The organism is Xanthomonas arboricola, assembly GCF_002940665.1.
Lineage (GTDB): Bacteria > Pseudomonadota > Gammaproteobacteria > Xanthomonadales > Xanthomonadaceae > Xanthomonas > Xanthomonas arboricola_B.
Window position 1 is genome coordinate 1,305,721 of the sequence record NZ_MIGY01000001.1, and the last position, 19,152, is coordinate 1,324,872.

General features: G+C 61.9%; 10 protein-coding genes, 2 tRNA genes and 3 rRNA genes. 2 read left to right on the forward strand and 13 right to left on the reverse strand.

Translation table 11 applies throughout. The features are described from left to right. Window positions 1-11: 11 nt before the first annotated feature. From XarjCFBP7645_RS05745 to XarjCFBP7645_RS05765, 5 genes are read right to left on the reverse strand one after another with little or no spacing between them, the layout of a single operon-like run. A complete protein-coding gene (locus XarjCFBP7645_RS05745; protein ID WP_104536527.1) occupies window positions 12-608 on the reverse strand; it encodes a cytochrome c oxidase assembly protein in 597 nt (198 codons plus the stop codon). Next, on the reverse strand, window positions 605-775 hold the full coding sequence (locus XarjCFBP7645_RS05750; protein WP_024938846.1) for a hypothetical protein: 171 nt from the start codon (window positions 773-775) through the stop codon (window positions 605-607). The genes XarjCFBP7645_RS05745 and XarjCFBP7645_RS05750 overlap by 4 nt, the downstream gene beginning before the upstream one ends. Beyond that, the gene (gene ctaD, locus XarjCFBP7645_RS05755) at window positions 756-2,360 is read right to left on the reverse strand and encodes a cytochrome c oxidase subunit I (RefSeq protein ID WP_104536528.1); all 1,605 of its coding nucleotides are present in this window, start codon (window positions 2,358-2,360) and stop codon (window positions 756-758) included. The genes XarjCFBP7645_RS05750 and ctaD overlap by 20 nt, the downstream gene beginning before the upstream one ends. 39 nt (window positions 2,361-2,399) lie before the next feature. After that, on the reverse strand, window positions 2,400-3,350 hold the full coding sequence (gene coxB, locus XarjCFBP7645_RS05760; RefSeq protein ID WP_104536529.1) for a cytochrome c oxidase subunit II: 951 nt from the start codon (window positions 3,348-3,350) through the stop codon (window positions 2,400-2,402). 16 nt (window positions 3,351-3,366) lie between these two features. After that, entirely contained in the window at window positions 3,367-3,843 is a 477-nt protein-coding gene (locus XarjCFBP7645_RS05765) for a DUF2244 domain-containing protein (RefSeq protein WP_104536530.1), read from the reverse strand. 289 nt (window positions 3,844-4,132) lie between these two features. Here XarjCFBP7645_RS05765 and putA point away from each other — a divergent pair, with 289 nt between their 5' ends. Further along, on the forward strand, window positions 4,133-7,333 hold the full coding sequence (gene putA / locus XarjCFBP7645_RS05770) for a bifunctional proline dehydrogenase/L-glutamate gamma-semialdehyde dehydrogenase PutA (RefSeq protein ID WP_104536531.1): 3,201 nt from the start codon (window positions 4,133-4,135) through the stop codon (window positions 7,331-7,333). Between the two features lie 506 nt (window positions 7,334-7,839). On the opposite strand, the gene rrf is transcribed toward putA, so the two are convergent. The 5 genes from rrf to XarjCFBP7645_RS05795 all read right to left on the reverse strand — a co-directional run bounded on the left by rrf (window position 7,840) and on the right by XarjCFBP7645_RS05795 (window position 12,985). Beyond that, window positions 7,840-7,954, reverse strand: a 5S ribosomal RNA gene (rrf, locus tag XarjCFBP7645_RS05775). A gap of 112 nt (window positions 7,955-8,066) precedes the next feature. Next, a 23S ribosomal RNA gene (locus tag XarjCFBP7645_RS05780) occupies window positions 8,067-10,947 on the reverse strand. Between the two features lie 227 nt (window positions 10,948-11,174). Beyond that, window positions 11,175-11,251 (reverse strand) — tRNA-Ile (locus tag XarjCFBP7645_RS05785). Between the two features lie 19 nt (window positions 11,252-11,270). Then, a tRNA-Ala gene (locus XarjCFBP7645_RS05790) sits at window positions 11,271-11,346 on the reverse strand. Between the two features lie 92 nt (window positions 11,347-11,438). Further along, window positions 11,439-12,985: ribosomal RNA gene (locus tag XarjCFBP7645_RS05795) — 16S ribosomal RNA — on the reverse strand. The 16S, 23S and 5S rRNA genes sit together here with 2 tRNA genes alongside, the layout of an rRNA operon. An 815-nt stretch (window positions 12,986-13,800) precedes the next feature. On the opposite strand from XarjCFBP7645_RS05795, the gene XarjCFBP7645_RS05800 reads away from it, so the two are divergent. Continuing rightward, entirely contained in the window at window positions 13,801-14,976 is a 1,176-nt protein-coding gene (locus XarjCFBP7645_RS05800; protein ID WP_104536532.1) for a benzoate/H(+) symporter BenE family transporter, read from the forward strand. Between the two features lie 164 nt (window positions 14,977-15,140). Here XarjCFBP7645_RS05800 and bphP read toward each other — a convergent pair whose 3' ends face one another. From bphP to XarjCFBP7645_RS05815, 3 genes are all read right to left on the reverse strand, one after another. Continuing rightward, a complete protein-coding gene (gene bphP, locus XarjCFBP7645_RS05805; RefSeq protein ID WP_104536533.1) occupies window positions 15,141-17,042 on the reverse strand; it encodes a bacteriophytochrome BphP in 1,902 nt (633 codons plus the stop codon). Continuing rightward, the gene (locus tag XarjCFBP7645_RS05810; protein ID WP_104536534.1) at window positions 17,039-17,632 is read right to left on the reverse strand and encodes a biliverdin-producing heme oxygenase; all 594 of its coding nucleotides are present in this window, start codon (window positions 17,630-17,632) and stop codon (window positions 17,039-17,041) included. The genes bphP and XarjCFBP7645_RS05810 overlap by 4 nt, the downstream gene beginning before the upstream one ends. Before the next feature lie 99 nt (window positions 17,633-17,731). Beyond that, a complete protein-coding gene (locus XarjCFBP7645_RS05815) occupies window positions 17,732-18,997 on the reverse strand; it encodes a TCR/Tet family MFS transporter (RefSeq protein WP_104536535.1) in 1,266 nt (421 codons plus the stop codon). Between the last annotated feature and the right edge of the window lie 155 nt (window positions 18,998-19,152).

Genomic DNA, 19,152 nt, shown 5'->3' on the forward strand with positions numbered 1-19,152 from the left:
TGGATGAAGGATCAAGGCGCCGCGCGCGGCGCGCTGGATGCGCCACCGCCCTGCAACTCCGAGGTCAGGGTGTCGTTGCGATAGAACGTATAGGACAGGGTGATCGTGGTGACTTCCGGCGGCAGTGCAGGGTCGACGATGAAACGCAGCGGCATGTCGCGCGTTTCGCCGGCCTGCAAGGTCTGCGCGGTAAAACAGAAGCATTCGGTCTTGTTGAAATACCCCGATGCCCGCGCTGGCGCCACCGAAGGCACCGCGCTGCCGACCACTGCCCGCGCGCTGTCGTTGCGTGCGAAGTACAGCGCCTCGTTGAGTTCGCCCGGCACCACATCCATCGTCATCTGCTCGGGATGGAAGGTCCACGGCAGTTTGGAATTGACCCCGGCATCGAACTCCACCCGCACCGTGCGTTTGCCAGCCCCTGCAATCGCAGCGGCATTGCCACGCGTATTGCCCGGTGCGCGCTCCATGCGGATGCCGAATACTTTTTCGCACGCGATGCGGTACAGCGGCACCAGCGAAAAGGTCAGCACGAACACGCCCAACACCACGCCCAGCAGCTTGAACAAGCCGGCCGTCGGTGCAGGTGCGGGCGCCCGCGCGTTCACCGCCCGATGACTCCCGACGCGATGAAACCGGCATAGATCAGCAGCGCGATGATGCCGACCGTGATCGCCGTGCGGCGCACCGCGCGACGCTGTTGCGCCTGCCGTTCGGCAGCGGAGAGCAGACGTGCCACAGCCGGCGGCGCGGACTCAGTGACCGATGTCTTCATGCGCAAGATCTCCAGGCTTGATCACCGGCGGCACGGTGAAGGTATGCGCCGGCGCCGGCGACGGCACCGTCCACTCCAGTCCCTTGGCGCCTTCCCAGGCACGTGCGTCGGCCCTGGCCCCGCTGCGCAGCGAGGCGAACAGGATGCCGGCCATCAGGAACGGCGTGGCGAACATGCCGAACGCGCCGATCGAGCTGATCAGGTTCCAGTCGGCAAACACCACGTTGTAATCGGGAATCCGCCGCGGCATGCCGGCCAGGCCGAGGAAATGCTGCGGGAAGAACAGCAGATTGACGAACACCATCGTCCACCAGAAATGGAACTTGGCCCAGGTCTCGTTGTACATCCGCCCGGTCCACTTCGGCCACCAGTAGTAAACCGCCGCAATCAGCGCGAACACCGCACCGGTGACCAGCACATAATGGAAATGCGCGACCACAAAATAGGTGTCGTGATACTGGAAATCCGCCGGCACGATCGCCAGCATCAGGCCCGAAAATCCACCGATGCTGAAGAGAATCACGAACGCCACCGCCCACAGCATCGGCGACTCGAACGTCAGCGAGCCCTTCCACATCGTGCTGACCCAGTTGAACACCTTCACCCCGGTCGGGATGGAGATCAGCATCGTGGCAAACATGAAGTAGATTTCGCCACCGAGCGGCATGCCCACGGTGAACATGTGGTGCGCCCACACGATGAAGCTCAGGAACGCGATCGCCGCAATCGCATAGACCATCGCCTGATAGCCGAACAGCGGCTTGCGGCTGAAGGTCGGGATGATCTCGCTGACCACGCCGAACGCCGGCAGGATCATGATGTAGACCTCCGGATGCCCGAAGAACCAGAAGATGTGCTGGTACATCACCGGGTCGCCGCCGCCGGCCGCATTGAAAAAGCTGGTGCCGAAGAACTTGTCGGTCAACAGCATGGTCACCGCGCCGGCCAGCACCGGCATGACCGCGATCAGCAGGAACGCGGTAATCAGCCACGCCCAGCAGAAGATCGGCATCTTCAGCAAATCGATGCCCGGCGCACGCATGTTGAGCACGGTGGCGATGATGTTGATCGCACCCATGATCGAACTGACGCCGGCAACATGGATCGCAAATACGCTGAAGGCCACGTTGTAGCCGCCCTGCAGCGACAGCGGCGGATACAGCGTCCAGCCGCCGGCCGGCGCACCGCCGGGCAGGAACAGCGTCAGCAGCAGCAAGGTAAATGCCACCGGCAGCAACCAGAACGACCAGTTGTTCATACGCGGCAACGCCATGTCCGGCGCGCCGATCTGCAGCGGAATCATCCAGTTGGCCAGCCCGACGAAGGCCGGCATCACTCCGCCGAAGATCATCACCAGGGCATGCACGGTGGTCATCTGGTTGAAGAACTCGGGTTTGACGAACTGCAGCCCGGGCTGCATCAGTTCGGCGCGGATCACCACGCTCATCGCCGCGCCGATGATGAACATCACGAAGGAAAACAGCAGGTACAGCGTGCCGATGTCCTTGTGATTGGTCGAGAAAAACCAGCGCTCGACGAAACCGGGCTGGTGGTGTCCGTGGTGATCGACTGCGGTATGCGCCATGACGGAACGACCTCTACGAAGCGGTGCGGTTGCGGGCGATTAAGGAGCGGCGGTCGGTGCGGCGGCCGGAGCAGGCGCTGCGGCTGGAGCGGCCTCGCCGGCAGGCGGTGCTGCAGGTGTGGACGCCGGCGCCGGGGTGCCGGGCGGTGCGGCAGGCGCTGCGCTGGCACTGCGACGGGCCGCCAGCCAGCGCTGGAATTCGGCCTTGGGCAGCGCTTCCACCACGATCGGCATGAAGCCATGATCCTTGCCGCACAACTCGGCACACTGCCCGCGATACACGCCCGGCTGCTCGATATTGGTCCATGCCTCGTTGACGATGCCGGGGATCGCGTCCTGCTTCCAGCCAAGGGCCGGCACCCACCACGCATGAATCACGTCGTCGGCGGTGATCACGAAACGGATCTTGGTGTTGACCGGCAGCACCAGGCGGTTGTCCACATCCAGCAGATAATGCGGTTGCGATGCAGCGGTCGGACGCTCGCCACTCTGGCGGATGCGGTCCGATTCACGCGCCAGCCGGCTGGTGAACTCCACGCCCTGGCCCAGATACTCGTATTTCCACATCCACTGGTAGCCGGTGACCTTGACGGTCATTTCCGACTCGCGGGTGTCGTACATCGCAATCAGCTTGGCCGTCGCCGGCCAGGCCATCGCGATCAGCACCAGCACCGGGATCACCGTCCACAGCACTTCGGCCGTGGTGTTGTGGCTGAATTGCGCGGCCACCGCGCCCTTGGACTTGCGGAACTTGAAGATCGCATAGCCCATCGCACCGAACACCAGCGCGCCGATCACCACGCAGACCCACAGCGCCACCATGTGCGCCTCGTAGGCCATGCGCGCGGTCTGGGTGACCCCGCGGCCCATGTTGAGCTGCCATTCCTTTGGGTCGGCCGATTGCGCCCAGGCACCTGAAGCGCTGGGCAGCGCCAGAATTGCCAAAGCCAACTTCGAATACGTCGCCTTCCAGCTGCTGCGTTGCGTCATTGCCTAGACCCTTACGTCATCGGTGACGGCCATTGGCGGCCGCGAGCAAGCGTTTCAACGTCGTTGCCAGTTCCACACGTTCGGCCGGCCCGAGAAAACTTCCGATCTCGATCTGCTTGCCGCTGCTGACCAGCACCACCCTGTCGTCGCGTTCCATGCATAACCGCACCCAATGCGGATGTGCCTGAAACGCTGGTGGCGCCTGTCCGGACGGAAACACCTCGACAACGGTCTCGCCTATCCGGATCGCTTCTTCGCGCTCGCCGCTTCGCCACAACTGCCGTAGCGCCAGCGCCACCACACCACTGTGCAACAGGGCGAACACCGGCGCGAATGCATTGCCGGTCCACCACCCCAGGCCCGCACATACCCACATCGTTCCGGCCAATACTGCGAACAGCTGCACGAATTGCCTGGCCGACAATGCCCGCGGAGGCCGCAACTGCAACTGCGTCCCGACCCCTTCGGACATCAACGGCAGAACTTCGATCATTGGCAGCACGCAGCGCACTGCGGGAATGGCCCGATGGTAGACCCGCACGAACGCATGCGGCAAGCGTTTCCGGCAATCGATCAATTGCTGCAGTGCAGCTAAAAACACGCATAAATCAACCACTTCCCGATGCATGTGCCGATACCCGCGGCTGCGGCCGGCAACGATCGGGTCCGTTCGGGGCTGCGCCGGCCACGTGCACAAAACGGCAGAAAAGTTGCCGCTTCCACACAAGTGCGCAGGGGCTGCGGCTCTCTAGAATGAGCACGGATTCCCAGGCACCCTTCGCATGAACGCTCAGCTCGACCCGCTTGCCTCTCCCTCAGTTGCGCGCCCGCTGCTGGCGCCCGAGCTGCCTGCCGCACCCGGCGCATTGCGTGCGGCGATCACTGCCGCCTGGCTCAAGGACGAAACCGAACACGTCCGCGAATTGCTCGACCAGGCGCGTCTGCCCGCCGCCGAACAGGCCAGGGTGCAGGCGGTGGCCGCCGATCTGGTCACCCGCGTCCGCGCACGTGCGCAGGACCAGGGCGCGATCGAGGCCTTCATGCGCCAGTACGACCTGGGCAGCGAAGAAGGCGTACTGCTGATGTGCGTGGCCGAAGCGCTGTTGCGTATTCCCGACCAGGACACCGCAGACAAGCTGATCCGCGACAAGCTCGGCGATGCGGACTGGAAAAAACACGTCGGCGGCAGCGACTCGGTGCTGGTCAACGCATCGACCTGGGGTCTGATGCTCACCGGCAAGCTGGTACAACTCAATGACCTCACCCGCGCCGACGTGCCGGGCGCGTTCAAGCGCCTGATAGGCCGCGTCGGCGAGCCGGTGATTCGTCTGGCCGTGCGCCAGGCGATGAAGATCATGGGCCACCAGTTCGTCATGGGCCGTACCATCGGTGAAGCCCTGTCGCGCTCGCGCAAGGGCGACAACGCCGATTACCGCTATTCGTTCGACATGCTCGGCGAAGGCGCATTGACCATGAAAGATGCGCAGCGCTATCTGCAGGCGTACCGCGATGCCATCCATGCGATCGGCCGCAGCGGCAGTTTCGTCGGCACCGATGTATTTGCCGCGCCCAGCATCTCGATCAAATTGTCCGCACTGTATCCGCGCTACGAACATGCCAAGCGCGCACGCGTGATGGCCGAGCTGGTGCCGGGTGTACTGGAGCTGGCGCAACTGGCCAAGTCCTACGGTATCGGCTACACCGTCGACGCCGAAGAAGCCGACCGTCTGGAACTGTCGCTGGACATCATCGAGGCCACGTTCTCCGACCCATCGCTGGATGGATGGGAAGGCTATGGTTTGGCGGTGCAGGCATATCAGAAGCGCACGCCGTACACGATCGATTTTCTCGCCGATCTGGCACGCCGCGTCGGTCGTCGCATTCCGGTGCGCCTGGTCAAGGGCGCGTACTGGGACGCGGAGATCAAGCGCGCACAGATCGAAGGCCACCCCGGCTACCCGGTCTTTACCCGCAAGCAGAATACCGACGTGTCGTATCTGGCTTGCGCGCGTCGCATGTTCGCGCACAGCGATGCGCTGTATCCAATGTTCGCCACGCACAACGCGCAGACCATCGCGGCGGTAAGCGCGATCGCGACGACCAAGCATTACGAACACCAGAAGCTGCACGGCATGGGCGATGACCTGTATGCCGAAGTGATCCCGGCCGATCGCCTGGGACTGCCCTGCCGCGTGTACGCACCGGTCGGCTCACACGAAGATCTGCTGCCGTACCTGGTGCGTCGCCTGCTCGAGAACGGCGCCAATTCCAGCTTCGTCAATCGCATCACCGACGAGGACGTCGCCATCGAAGACCTGATCCGCGATCCGGTCGAAGCGGTGTCCTCGTTCGGCTCCATTCCGCACCCCAAGATTCCGCTGCCGACCGATCTGTTGCGCAGCCAGAACCAACACAGGAAAAACTCCATGGGCGCCAATCTCGCCAACGACAACGATCTGCGGCAGCTGGCCGAGCAACTCAATGCCGCCATCAAGCCATGGAAGGCCGGCCCGCTGGTGCCCGGCGCGGTGATCAGCACGCCCAGCGAGGCGGTGCTCAATCCGGCGGACCGACGCGAAACGGTCGGGCAGTGGCAGCCGGCCGGTCCGGCCATCGTGCAGACGTCTCTGGCCACCGCTGCTGCCGCGCAGCCGGCCTGGAACCGCACGCCTGCCGCCAGCCGCGCCACCATCCTGGAGCATGCCGCCGACCTGCTCGAGACACGCATGCCCGAGTTCATGGCGATCTGCGTCAAGGAGGCCGGCAAGACCCTGCCCGACGCCGTGGCCGAGGTGCGCGAGGCGGTCGACTTCTTGCGTTACTACGCCGGCCAGGCGCGCGCCCAGTTCGGCGCGCCCGAGCGTCTGCCAGGGCCAACCGGCGAATCCAACGAGTTGCAGCTGCATGGCCGCGGCGTATTCGTCTGCATCAGCCCCTGGAACTTCCCGCTCGCCATCTTCCTCGGCCAGGTCGCCGCCGCATTGGCCGCCGGCAACAGCGTCATCGCCAAGCCTGCAGAGCAGACCAACCTGATTGGCTACGCAGCAGTGAAGCTACTGCACGAAGCGGGCATCCCCGAGGCGGTCGTGCAGTTCCTGCCGGGCGACGGCGCCACCGTCGGCGCTGCGCTGACCAATGACCCGCGTGTGGCGGGCGTCGCCTTCACCGGCTCCACGGAGACCGCACGCGTCATCAACCGGACCCTGGCCGCGCGCGACGCCGCGATCGGCGTGCTGATCGCCGAAACCGGTGGCCAGAACGCCTTCATCGCCGACTCGTCCTCGTTGCCGGAAGCTGTCGTCAAGGATGCGATCTCCAGCGCTTTCATGTCTGCCGGCCAACGCTGCTCGGCAGCCCGCGTGCTGTTCGTGCAGGACGATATCGCCGACAAGGTCATGACCATGCTGGCCGGCGCCATGGGAGAGCTGAAGGTCGGCGATCCTGCCCTATTGTCCACCGACGTTGGCCCCGTGATCGATTCAGATGCGCTCAAGATCCTCGACGATCATGCGACGCGCATGGATCGCGAAGCGCGCCTGATCGGCACCACCACCCCAGATCCAGCCACTGCCAACGGCAACTTTTTCGCCCCACGTGCATACGAGCTAGCCTCGCTCGCGCAGCTGCAGCGTGAGATTTTCGGCCCCGTCCTGCATGTCATTCGCTGGAAAGCCGACCAACTCGACGCCGTCATCGATCAGATCAACGCCACCGGTTACGGACTGACCCTGGGCGTGCACTCGCGCATCGACGAGACCATCGATCGCATCACCGCCCGCGTTGCGGTGGGTAACGTCTACGTCAACCGCAATCAGATCGGTGCGGTCGTCGGCGTACAACCTTTCGGTGGCCAGGGCCTGTCAGGCACCGGCCCGAAAGCCGGCGGCCCGCATTACCTGCTGCGCTTCGCTACCGAGAAGGTCGTTACCGTCAACACAACAGCCGCAGGCGGCAATGCCTCGCTTCTGACACTGGGCGACTGAGATCCAGCCCAAACCATTTCAGGCCATCTCTTGGCTTGCTGAGGAAAACAAGAACCCCGCATCGCGGGGTTTTTTGTTGTGCCCAGATATCCGCATAAGGTGCTGTGCCCGTACATCTGCATTGCGCAGAAGTAAGCGGTAGGTCATTGCTACACAACAGCATCGCTGCCAGCACCCACCTCTCGGCATCGACGCGAAAGTCAGGGGACAGAGGTGAGAAAGAAGCTCAACCTTGGACCGTAACCGACGCGTCAGGTGCTGCGTTACGTGTCGATGAGCCCCAGATCACACCGTGGCAAGGTGCCAAGGATGCGCCTGGAGCGTCCGAGTGCCCGATTGCCCTGGCGCTACTTGGCTTCGGCTCTGCCTTTGGCTTGGCTTTAGCCCTGGCTTTAGCTCTGGTTCTGGTTCTGGTTCTGGTTCTGGTTCTGGCTTTAGCCAGTTGGCTTAAATGTCGCGCAAAAAGAAACCCCCCATCCTGTTGGATGGAGGGTTTCGGGTAAAGCCCCTGGCGATGACCTACTCTCGCATGGCTTGAGCCACACTACCATCGGCGCAGCTGCGTTTCACTTCCGAGTTCGGGATGGGATCGGGTGGTTCCACAGCGCTAATTTCACCAGGGAGACGGTTGGAGCAGCGCTTCACAGCGCTCGTCTCGCATAGGTAACTTGTGACGTAGCTTGCGTTTGGTGATCTACCAACGTTCGTTGGGACCAAGGCAACTTGAGGTTATATGGTCAAGCCGCACGGATCATTAGTATCAGTTAGCTCAATACATTGCTGTACTTACACACCTGACCTATCAACCACATAGTCTATATGGTTCCTTTAGGGGGCTTGTGCCCCGGGAAGTCTCATCTTGAGGCGCGCTTCCCGCTTAGATGCTTTCAGCGGTTATCGCTTCCGAACATAGCTACCCGGCAATGCCACTGGCGTGACAACCGGAACACCAGAGGTTCGTCCACTCCGGTCCTCTCGTACTAGGAGCAGCCCCTCTCAAACTTCCAACGCCCATGGCAGATAGGGACCGAACTGTCTCACGACGTTCTGAACCCAGCTCGCGTACCACTTTAAATGGCGAACAGCCATACCCTTGGGACCGACTACAGCCCCAGGATGTGATGAGCCGACATCGAGGTGCCAAACACCGCCGTCGATATGAACTCTTGGGCGGTATCAGCCTGTTATCCCCGGAGTACCTTTTATCCGTTGAGCGATGGCCCTTCCATACAGAACCACCGGATCACTAAGACCTACTTTCGTACCTGCTTGATCCGTCGATCTTGCAGTCAAGCACGCTTATGCCTTTGCACACAGTGCGCGATGTCCGACCGCGCTGAGCGTACCTTCGTGCTCCTCCGTTACTCTTTAGGAGGAGACCGCCCCAGTCAAACTACCCACCATACACGGTCCCTGATCCGGATAACGGATCTAGGTTAGAACGTCAAGCACGACAGGGTGGTATTTCAAGGATGGCTCCACTGCAGCTAGCGCCACAGTTTCATAGCCTCCCACCTATCCTACACAGACGAACTCAACGTTCAGTGTAAAGCTATAGTAAAGGTTCACGGGGTCTTTCCGTCTTGCCACGGGAACGCTGCATCTTCACAGCGATTTCAATTTCACTGAGTCTCGGGTGGAGACAGCGCCGCTGTCGTTACGCCATTCGTGCAGGTCGGAACTTACCCGACAAGGAATTTCGCTACCTTAGGACCGTTATAGTTACGGCCGCCGTTTACTGGGGCTTCGATCAAGAGCTTCGCCTTGCGGCTGACCCCATCAATTAACCTTCCAGCACCGGGCAGGCGTCACACCCTATACGTCCACTTTCGTGTTTGCAGAGTGCTGTGTTTTTGATAAACAGTCGCAGCGGCCTGGTTTCTGCGACCCTCTTCAGCTATAGCTCGCATGAGCCACCAAAAAGGGTGCACCTTCTCCCGAAGTTACGGTGCCATGTTGCCTAGTTCCTTCACCCGAGTTCTCTCAAGCGCCTGAGAATTCTCATCCTACCCACCTGTGTCGGTTTACGGTACGGTCTTCGTGAGCTGAAGCTTAGGAGCTTTTCCTGGAAGCGTGGTATCAGTGACTTCGCCATAAAGGCTCGTCTCGGTGCTCGGTCTTAAAGGATCCCGGATTTGCCAAAGATCCAAACCTACCGCCTTTCCCCGGGACAACCAACGCCCGGTACACCTAACCTTCTCCGTCCCTCCATCGCACTCACGCGAGGTGCAGGAATATTAACCTGCTTCCCATCGACTACGGCTTTCGCCCTCGCCTTAGGGACCGACTAACCCTGCGTCGATTAACGTTGCGCAAGGAAACCTTGGGCTTTCGGCGTGCGGGCTTTTCACCCGCATTATCGTTACTCATGTCAGCATTCGCACTTCCGATACCTCCAGCAGACTTCTCAATCCACCTTCGCAGGCTTACGGAACGCTCCTCTACCGCGCATAAAACAAGTTTTATGCACCCCAAGCTTCGGTTCACTGCTTAGCCCCGTTAAATCTTCCGCGCAGACCGACTCGACCAGTGAGCTATTACGCTTTCTTTAAAGGGTGGCTGCTTCTAAGCCAACCTCCTGGCTGTCTATGCCTTTCCACATCGTTTTCCACTTAGCAGTGAATTTGGGACCTTAGCTGTGGGTCTGGGTTGTTTCCCTTTTCACGACGGACGTTAGCACCCGCCGTGTGTCTCCCGGATAGTACGTACTGGTATTCGGAGTTTGCAATGGTTTGGTAAGTCGCGATGACCCCCTAGCCATAACAGTGCTCTACCCCCAGTAGTATTCGTCCGAGGCGCTACCTAAATAGCTTTCGAGGAGAACCAGCTATCTCCGGGTTCGATTAGCTTTTCACTCCTAATCACAGCTCATCCCCGTCTTTTGCAACAGACGTGGGTTCGGGCCTCCAGTACCTGTTACGGCACCTTCACCCTGGCCATGACTAGATCACCCGGTTTCGGGTCTACTGCCCGCGACTATGCGCCCTTATCAGACTCGGTTTCCCTTCGCCTCCCCTATACGGTTAAGCTTGCCACGAACAGTAAGTCGCTGACCCATTATACAAAAGGTACGCAGTCACTCTTGCGAGCTCCTACTGCTTGTACGCACACGGTTTCAGGATCTATTTCACTCCCCTCTCCGGGGTTCTTTTCGCCTTTCCCTCACGGTACTGGTTCACTATCGGTCGGTCAGGAGTATTTAGCCTTGGAGGATGGTCCCCCCATATTCAGACAGGGTTTCACGTGCCCCGCCCTACTCGTCTTCACTGGAGTGGCCCTTTTAAATACAGGGCTATCACCTTCTATGGCCAATCTTTCCAGATTGTTTTTCTAAAGCCATTCCAGCTTAAGGGCTGCTCCCCGTTCGCTCGTCACTACTTAGGGAATCTCGGTTGATTTCTTTTCCTCCGGTTACTTAGATATTTCAGTTCACCGGGTTCGCTTCCAGCAGCTATGAATTCACTGCAGGATACTGCCGAAGCAGTGGGTTTCCCCATTCGGATATTGCCGGATCAAAGCTTGTTGCCAGCTCCCCGACACTTTTCGCAGGCTACCACGTCCTTCATCGCCTCTGACCGCCTAGGCATCCACCGTGTGCGCTTATTCGCTTGACCATATAACCCCAAGTTGCCTCGGAGCTACATGCCGTGTTGTGTGGGGTACAAAGCCACCAACGCGAACATACGACTCAATTATTTAGGGACTCGAAGTCCCCGCCTTAGCCTCAACGACACGTTTAGATAGATATCTCAAACGCTCGCTACGTCACAAGTTATAAAAGAACATGTATCAGCCTCAACGCTGATCCATATAAATTCTTAAGTGTGCACTACATTCAGAGTGGTGGGTCTGGGTAGACTCGAACTACCGACCTCACCCTTATCAGGGGTGCGCTCTAACCACCTGAGCTACAGACCCGAAGTCTTTTCACTCACTATGGTGGAGCCTGTCGGGATCGAACCGACGACCCCCTGCTTGCAAAGCAGGCGCTCTCCCAGCTGAGCTAAGGCCCCAAAAGGGACTTCGCATACCAGCCTGTGCCGGTATGAATCTCTGAATGCAGGTAATTTGTGAGGACGCCCGCAAGACGATGACGTCATGCTCAAAAGGAGGTGATCCAGCCGCACCTTCCGATACGGCTACCTTGTTACGACTTCACCCCAGTCATCGGCCACACCGTGGCAAGCGCCCTCCCGAAGGTTAAGCTACCTGCTTCTGGTGCAACAAACTCCCATGGTGTGACGGGCGGTGTGTACAAGGCCCGGGAACGTATTCACCGCAGCAATGCTGATCTGCGATTACTAGCGATTCCGACTTCATGGAGTCGAGTTGCAGACTCCAATCCGGACTGAGATAGGGTTTCTGGGATTGGCTTACCCTCGCGGGTTTGCAGCCCTCTGTCCTTACCATTGTAGTACGTGTGTAGCCCTGGTCGTAAGGGCCATGATGACTTGACGTCATCCCCACCTTCCTCCGGTTTGTCACCGGCGGTCTCCTTAGAGTTCCCACCATTACGTGCTGGCAACTAAGGACAAGGGTTGCGCTCGTTGCGGGACTTAACCCAACATCTCACGACACGAGCTGACGACAGCCATGCAGCACCTGTCTCACGGTTCCCGAAGGCACCAATCCATCTCTGGAAAGTTCCGTGGATGTCAAGACCAGGTAAGGTTCTTCGCGTTGCATCGAATTAAACCACATACTCCACCGCTTGTGCGGGCCCCCGTCAATTCCTTTGAGTTTCAGTCTTGCGACCGTACTCCCCAGGCGGCGAACTTAACGCGTTAGCTTCGATACTGCGTGCCAAATTGCACCCAACATCCAGTTCGCATCGTTTAGGGCGTGGACTACCAGGGTATCTAATCCTGTTTGCTCCCCACGCTTTCGTGCCTCAGTGTCAGTGTTGGTCCAGGTAGCCGCCTTCGCCACGGATGTTCCTCCCGATCTCTACGCATTTCACTGCTACACCGGGAATTCCGCTACCCTCTACCACACTCTAGTGACCCAGTATCCACTGCAATTCCCAGGTTGAGCCCAGGGCTTTCACAACAGACTTAAACCACCACCTACGCACGCTTTACGCCCAGTAATTCCGAGTAACGCTTGCACCCTTCGTATTACCGCGGCTGCTGGCACGAAGTTAGCCGGTGCTTATTCTTTGGGTACCGTCAGAACAATCGGGTATTAACCGACTGCTTTTCTTTCCCAACAAAAGGGCTTTACAACCCGAAGGCCTTCTTCACCCACGCGGCATGGCTGGATCAGGCTTGCGCCCATTGTCCAATATTCCCCACTGCTGCCTCCCGTAGGAGTCTGGACCGTGTCTCAGTTCCAGTGTGGCTGATCATCCTCTCAGACCAGCTACGGATCGTCGCCTTGGTGGGCCTTTACCCCGCCAACTAGCTAATCCGACATCGGCTCATTCAATCGCGCGAAGCCCGAAGGTCCTCCGCTTTCACCCGTAGGTCGTATGCGGTATTAGCGTAAGTTTCCCTACGTTATCCCCCACGAAAGAGTAGATTCCGATGTATTCCTCACCCGTCCGCCACTCGCCACCCATAAGAGCAAGCTCTTACTGTGCTGCCGTTCGACTTGCATGTGTTAGGCCTGCCGCCAGCGTTCACTCTGAGCCAGGATCAAACTCTTCACTTAAAATTACATGCCCGAAGGCAAATTACTTTAGCTGCAGAAGTTCAACCACTGGCAACTTATCGCTTGCAAAGCAATTAATATGTTGCATTTTGATTAAACGTCTGCAAGATGGACAATCATCCTTCCTGCAGGCGTCCGCACAAATTACCTGCGCACACTGTCAAAGAACATTGGGAAGTGGCCTCAGCGCCGTTCCCGTCAGCTTCGTCGTTTCCGTCGAAGCGAGCCGCCCATTATAGCGGACTTTTTCTTGCCGTCAACACCTCATTTCGAGGCGATTGACGCTGCTTCGTTTCGACCCGAAGGTTTTCTGCGAAGCGAGCCGGCCATATTAGCAGGCTTTTCATCTTCGTCAACCCCTCGTGAAGAGGAAGTTGCCGCCGCTGCACCTCAATCCGCCGTAGCGTCTTTCCGTGTAGCGAGCCGCTCATCATAGCCGGCTTTTTCGTTTCGTCAACACCTTGTGATGTTTCCGATTCGCCCCCGTTCGTTGTTGCGGTGCTTCGAGAAGCGCCGCCGTCCTGAGCGAGGCCGCGCAGTTTATCGAGACTGCGCAGGAGTGCAAGCATTTTTTGACACTGGCATGACACGGACGTCATTGCGTCCATGCGCGGGGCCTGATTCCACGCACTTTGCGGTGTATCCGGCCTGCTCTCTCTATCAAGGTCATGGGACCGTGTGCCCGCATTGCAGCGACGTCGTGCTTTCCAGGCAGGACAACAAGAGCGTCGATAGAGAGCCGACCACGCAAGGTGCTGCGCTATCGATCATCGGCGCGCTCGGTAAGAATGCATGCACTAGATAGCGAGCTCCCAATGTCTCCCTCCCGCAGCCTGCTACGCGACCTGTCCCTGCCTGCGATTGCCGCGGGCTTTGTCACGGTGTTGGTGGGCTTTGCCAGTTCTGCGGTGATCGTGTTCGAGGCGGCGCGTCACCTGGGGGCGGACCAGGCGCAGATCGCTTCGTGGATGTGGGCGCTCGGGATCGGCATGGGCGTGACCTGCATCGGCCTGTCGCTGCGCTACCGGGTGCCGGTGGTAACCGCCTGGTCCACGCCGGGTGCGGCGATGTTGATCGGCAGCGCGGCCGGGGTGCCGCTGGGCGAGGCGGTCGGTGCGTTTGTGCTGGCGGCGGTGCTTGGCATGCTGGCCGGCTTCTCGGGGTTATTTGAGAAGGCAATCCGGCGCATTCCGATCTCGCTGGCCTCGGGCATGCTGGCCGGAGTGCTGTTGCGCTTCGGCCTGGACCTGTTCGTGGCGATGCAGAGCCAGGTGTGGCTGGCACTGGCGATGCTGGCGGCCTATCTGGCCGGGCGACACTGGTTAGCGCGCTATGCGGTGATTGCGGCCTTGCTGGTCGGCATGGCGATTGCGGCCGGCAGCGGGTTGATGCAGTGGAAGAGCGTGCAGCTTGACCTCGCCCAGCCGGTGCTGGTGGTGCCGTCGTTGTCGTGGGCGGCGTTGTTCGGGCTGGCGATTCCGTTGTTCGTGGTCACCATGGCCTCGCAGAACGTGCCGGGCGTGGCGGTGATCCGCGCTTCCGGCTATGCGGTGCCGATCTCGCCGACGATCGGCTGGATCGGGGTGGTCAATACGCTGCTGGCGCCGTTCGGTGGCTATGCCTTGAACCTGGCGGCAATCACCGCAGCGATCTGCATGGGCCGCGAGGCGCACGAGGATCCGGCGCGGCGTTACACCGCCGCGGTGAGCGCAGGCGTGTTCTATGTGCTGATCGGCGTGTTCGGCGCGACCGTGGCGGCGGTGTTTGCGGCCTTTCCGCGCGAGCTGGTGATGGCCATCGCCGGGATCGCGTTGCTGGGCACGATCGGCAACAGCCTGGCGGCGGCCTTGCAGCGGGACAGCGAGCGCGAAGCGGCCTTGGTCACCTTCCTGGTGACCGCATCGGGGCTGACGCTGGGCGGGATCGGCGCCTCGTTCTGGGGCCTGGTGGCCGGAACGATCACCTTGCTGGTGTTGCGGCCGCGGGCTTAGAGCAGCGGTCAAACCGACGGCGCCAACCCCATGTGGGCGCAGCCGGTGCGCGGAATCCTCGCCACTGCGATTCTTCCGCAACGTCCGCACTCCAGCGGGTGACTGCTCGCTACGTTTTGTCAGCCACCCCTGACCGCGACAGACGATTCCATTGTGGGCAGCGCTTACTCGGGATCGCGTAGCTGCAGCAGCCAATGGGCGGTGAGGCCATTGGGGCTGGGCAGCGGTTCGAGATGGAACTGGCGGTAGACCGGGGCGCCGTCCTGCGCGCGCAGCGGCAGGGTGACGTATGCGGCGCGCCCGTGCCGCAGTGCGTCTTCGAGCAGCTCCACCTTGGGCGGGGCGGCATCGCTGGCCAGCAGGGACAGGATGTCGCAACCGATCAGGTCGGCCACTTCGGTCTGGCTGAGTTCTGCAAACGCCGGGTTGACGAACATCAGCCGGTGCGCGGCCGTGGCGCCACGTTCGATAATGGCAACGCCATCGCGCAGACGCGAGAGCGAGGCTTCGAGCAAGGTGAAATCCTGCTGGAAGCGCTTGCGTTCCATCAGCTCGATCAGCACGCGCAGGCTGCGCGCCGATTCCAGGTGCAACGGCGACCAGCGCCGCGCGCGACCGCGCACGGTTTCCTGCCACAGGTCGAAGCTCTTGCGTGGCGACAACCGTGAGTTGGGGATGTCCGGCAGCTTGGCCAGCTGCGGATTGCCCGCCCATTTGACCTGCTGCACCTGCTCGCGGCGGGTCCACAGCAAGGCGCTGCGCGACTGCGGCATCAGCGGCACGAAGATGAAGCCGGCAGCCAGCGGTGCGAGGTCGGCCAGCTCGGGAAACACCTCGCCGATCGCGTCCACATGCAGGGCGCCGACCGCGTCTTCGCGCAGGGCGTCGTGGTGTTCGGATTCGATGTGGTCGCGGATGCGGCGCAGCGCGGCCGCGTCCGGGGTGCTGCCATGCCGGCTGATCTCGCCGCCATGGAAGATCGCCACGCCGTCGGCGTCGACCACGTCCATCAGGTCGGGCGCCATGTCGGCGAGCATTTCCACGGTCATCTGGTCGGCGTCGTTGAAGTCGGTGATCAACTTCTCGCGCACGGTGAGCAGCACCGATTCCATGTGCGCGCGCGCCACCGCCTGCAATCCGCCGATGCGCCCGGCCAGCGCGCGGGTCACCGCATCGGTGGCATCGCGCATGGCATGGCTGGTGAAGTGCGGGCTGTAGTGGTGGCAGGCGATCAGCCCCCACAGCGCATCGTTGACGACGATCGAGGACACCAGCGTGGCGGTCACGCCCATGTTGGCCAGGTATTCCAGGTGCACCGGCGAGACGCTGCGCAGGCTGACATCGCTCAGATCCACCGGGGTGCCCAGACGCGGATGCAGCGTGGGTTCGATCGCCGACGCCCGATAGCCGACATCGGCAATCTGGCGGACGCGGTTGCGCAGGTACAGCGCGCGCGCCTGGGCCGGGATGTCGGGGGCCGGGTAATGCAGGCCGAGATAGGCGTCCAGGTCGGATTGGCGCGCTTCGGCAATGACGTCGCCGTTCCACTCCTCGTCGAAGCGATACACCATCACCCGGTCGAAGCCGATCATGCTGCGCAGCCCCTTGGCGGCGCGCACGGCGGCTTCGGCGATGCCGGTATCGCGCTCGATGCTGCGCAACAGCGGTAGCGCTTCGCGCAGGGTGACGTCCATCAGGCGTGCGTCGCGCGGCTCGATTTCGACCAGCCACTGCTCCGGATACAGATGCCAGGCGGCCACCCAGGGATGGTCGGTGGGTGCTGCGCGCAGGGGAAAGCGCACGTCGGCATGCAGCAGATGCTGCGCCTGGTCCTCCACTGCACACGGCTGCTCGCCGGGCAGTTCCAGCACTTGCGTGTATTGCATGCCCAGCAATTCGGCCAGCGGCACGCCGAGCAGGTCGGCGGCGGTGGTGCTGGCCTGCACGATGCGGCCGTCGGCCGGCTCGATCACCAGCAGCACGCCGTAGGGCTGGATCAGGCCGGGAATATGGATCGGCTCACGCGCACAGACATCCATATCCAGGGGTTCGGTGGGCTGATTCACGGGCACGGCTCCGCTGCAAGACAGGTGTGGAAGTGGGCAAACATGCGCTGCGCGCCGTCGATGGCGGCCTCGCGCGCGGAAGATGTGTCCAGGCGTTGGTCGAGCACGGCCTGGAAACGGCGCCAGCCGGCCGGGTCGTCGTTGGCCAGTTCGAAATACCGCAAGGCGTCAGCCAGCGCAGGCTGCTGCTTGCGCAAGGTGCGCGCGATCACTCGCCCGCCAAGTTGCGAGCCTTCGATGACGTAGAGCATGCCCCAGCGCGCGGCATCGTTGCCGGCGGCAGGCGCCGCGATGGGCGCCTGCGGCGGCTGCCCGAGCGTGTGCAGGTCCTCGCGCAGGGCCGGGACGCGGCGGCGGTACTGCCAGCCGGTGCCGATCAGGGTGCTGAGCCAGTCGCTCAGTTGCGCTTCGAAGCCGGCCAGCAGCGCATGGTGCCGGCGCAGGATCAGCGCGTAGGCAGCGCGATCGACCTGCCCCTGCCCCAGCGCCTGCATCAGCGGAACCGTTTCGACCAGGCGGTGGGTGTCCTGCGTGGCATGGCGCAGCACGAGCGCGGCCGAGGGCGGAACAGCCAGGGTGTCAGGACACATAGGGAGTCGAGGCGGTGCCGCAGCACGGAGGACACCAGCCTAGCAGTGACTGCGCAAATCAGATAAAGCGGGCGCGAGCACAAGCTGAATAGGTTGGCATCACCCCTGTGCCGCGGGGGCCATGCCGGCCCCCCGCCCCGCCCGGCGCCAGGCCATGACCCAGCCTGCGGCAAGCAGAAAACCCGCCAGCAACCAGGGTGCGCCGGGCAGATGCAGCGGTGCGCCCGTGCCGATAAACCAGGCGAACACATTGGCAAACAGCAGCGGACCGGCGATGCCGGCCAGACTGACCAGACTGGTCAGCGCGCCCTGCACGCGGCCCTGCGCATCGGCGCCGACCTCGCGGGTGATCAAGGCCTGCGCGGCCGGTGCGGCGATCGCCCAGAACGCGCTGATCGGCACGCCGATCAGGAACCTGGTGCCGCTGTCGGCCAGCCCGTAGATGACGAAACCGATCACCCCGCAGCCCAGACCCAGCAGCAGCGCACGGCGTTCGCCCAGCCAGCGCACCAGCCGGCCGACCAGCAGCGCATTGACGATGATGCTGCACACGCCGACGCCGGCCAGCACCCAGCTCACCTCGCGCGGGCCCCAGTGGTATTGATAACCGGCGAACAGCACGAAGATGCTGGGATAGACGTAGTGCGCCAGGTTGGCCAGGAACACCACCGAGGCCAGGCCGAACACCTGCGGATAACGGCGCAGCAGCTTGAGTGCGCCGAGCGGGTTGGCATGCGACCAGTCCAGGCGTGGCGTGCGGCGTTCGGCAGGCAACGATTCGGGCAGCACGAACCAGCCATACAGCACGTTCAGCAGCGCCAGCCCGGCGGCAAACCAGAACGGCCAGCGCAGGCCGATGCTGCCCAGCCAGCCGCCGATCAACGGCCCGGCGACAAAACCAATACCGAACGCGGCGCCAAGCATGCCGAACGCGCCGGCGCGTTTGTCGGCCGGGGTGACGTCGGCGATGTAGGCATTGGCGGTGGAAAAGCTGGCCGAGCACACCCCGGAGATCACCCGCGCCAGCAGCAGCATCGGCAGGGAATGGGCGACCGCCATCAGGATGAAGTCCAGGCCCAGCCCCAGGCAGGAAAGCAGGATCACCGGGCGGCGGCCATAGCGGTCGGACAGGGTGCCCTGCAGCGGCGAGCAGACGAACTGGATGGCGGCGAACAAGAAGCCGAACCAGCCGATCCAGCCGGCGGCCACGGCGTAGTCGCCATGGGTGAACTGGCGCACCAGATCCGGCAGCACCGGAATGATCACGCCGAACGACAGCACGTCGATCAGCACGGTGATGAAGATGAAGATCAGCGCGGCGCGGCGCCGGCCCGTGGCGGGAGCGGAATCTGCTGGGAGGGACATCGCGCTGCGCAGTGGGGCGAAGCGGCGAGTGTAGCGGTGGACTGGGTGGCGCAGTTGTGGGGACGAGCTGTCGCCTGATACGCCCCAAGTCCCCTCACTGAAAGCCCCTCTCCTGCGGGGCGAGAAGGCATGGCACGCGCGCCACTGGCGCGCGT

What these genes read in the sequence shown, in the direction of transcription:
- coxB (WP_104536529.1), bottom strand. Translation starts at nt 3,350, where the DNA reads ATGACGCAACGCAGCAGCTGGAAGGCGACGTATTCGAAGTTGGCTTTG.
- putA (WP_104536531.1), top strand. Translation starts at nt 4,133, where the DNA reads ATGAACGCTCAGCTCGACCCGCTTGCCTCTCCCTCAGTTGCGCGCCCG.
- XarjCFBP7645_RS05815 (WP_104536535.1), bottom strand. Translation starts at nt 18,997, where the DNA reads ATGTCCCTCCCAGCAGATTCCGCTCCCGCCACGGGCCGGCGCCGCGCC.
- XarjCFBP7645_RS05750 (WP_024938846.1), bottom strand. Translation starts at nt 775, where the DNA reads ATGAAGACATCGGTCACTGAGTCCGCGCCGCCGGCTGTGGCACGTCTG.
- ctaD (WP_104536528.1), bottom strand. Translation starts at nt 2,360, where the DNA reads ATGGCGCATACCGCAGTCGATCACCACGGACACCACCAGCCCGGTTTC.
- XarjCFBP7645_RS05765 (WP_104536530.1), bottom strand. Translation starts at nt 3,843, where the DNA reads ATGATCGAAGTTCTGCCGTTGATGTCCGAAGGGGTCGGGACGCAGTTG.
- XarjCFBP7645_RS05810 (WP_104536534.1), bottom strand. Translation starts at nt 17,632, where the DNA reads ATGTGTCCTGACACCCTGGCTGTTCCGCCCTCGGCCGCGCTCGTGCTG.
- XarjCFBP7645_RS05800 (WP_104536532.1), top strand. Translation starts at nt 13,801, where the DNA reads ATGTCTCCCTCCCGCAGCCTGCTACGCGACCTGTCCCTGCCTGCGATT.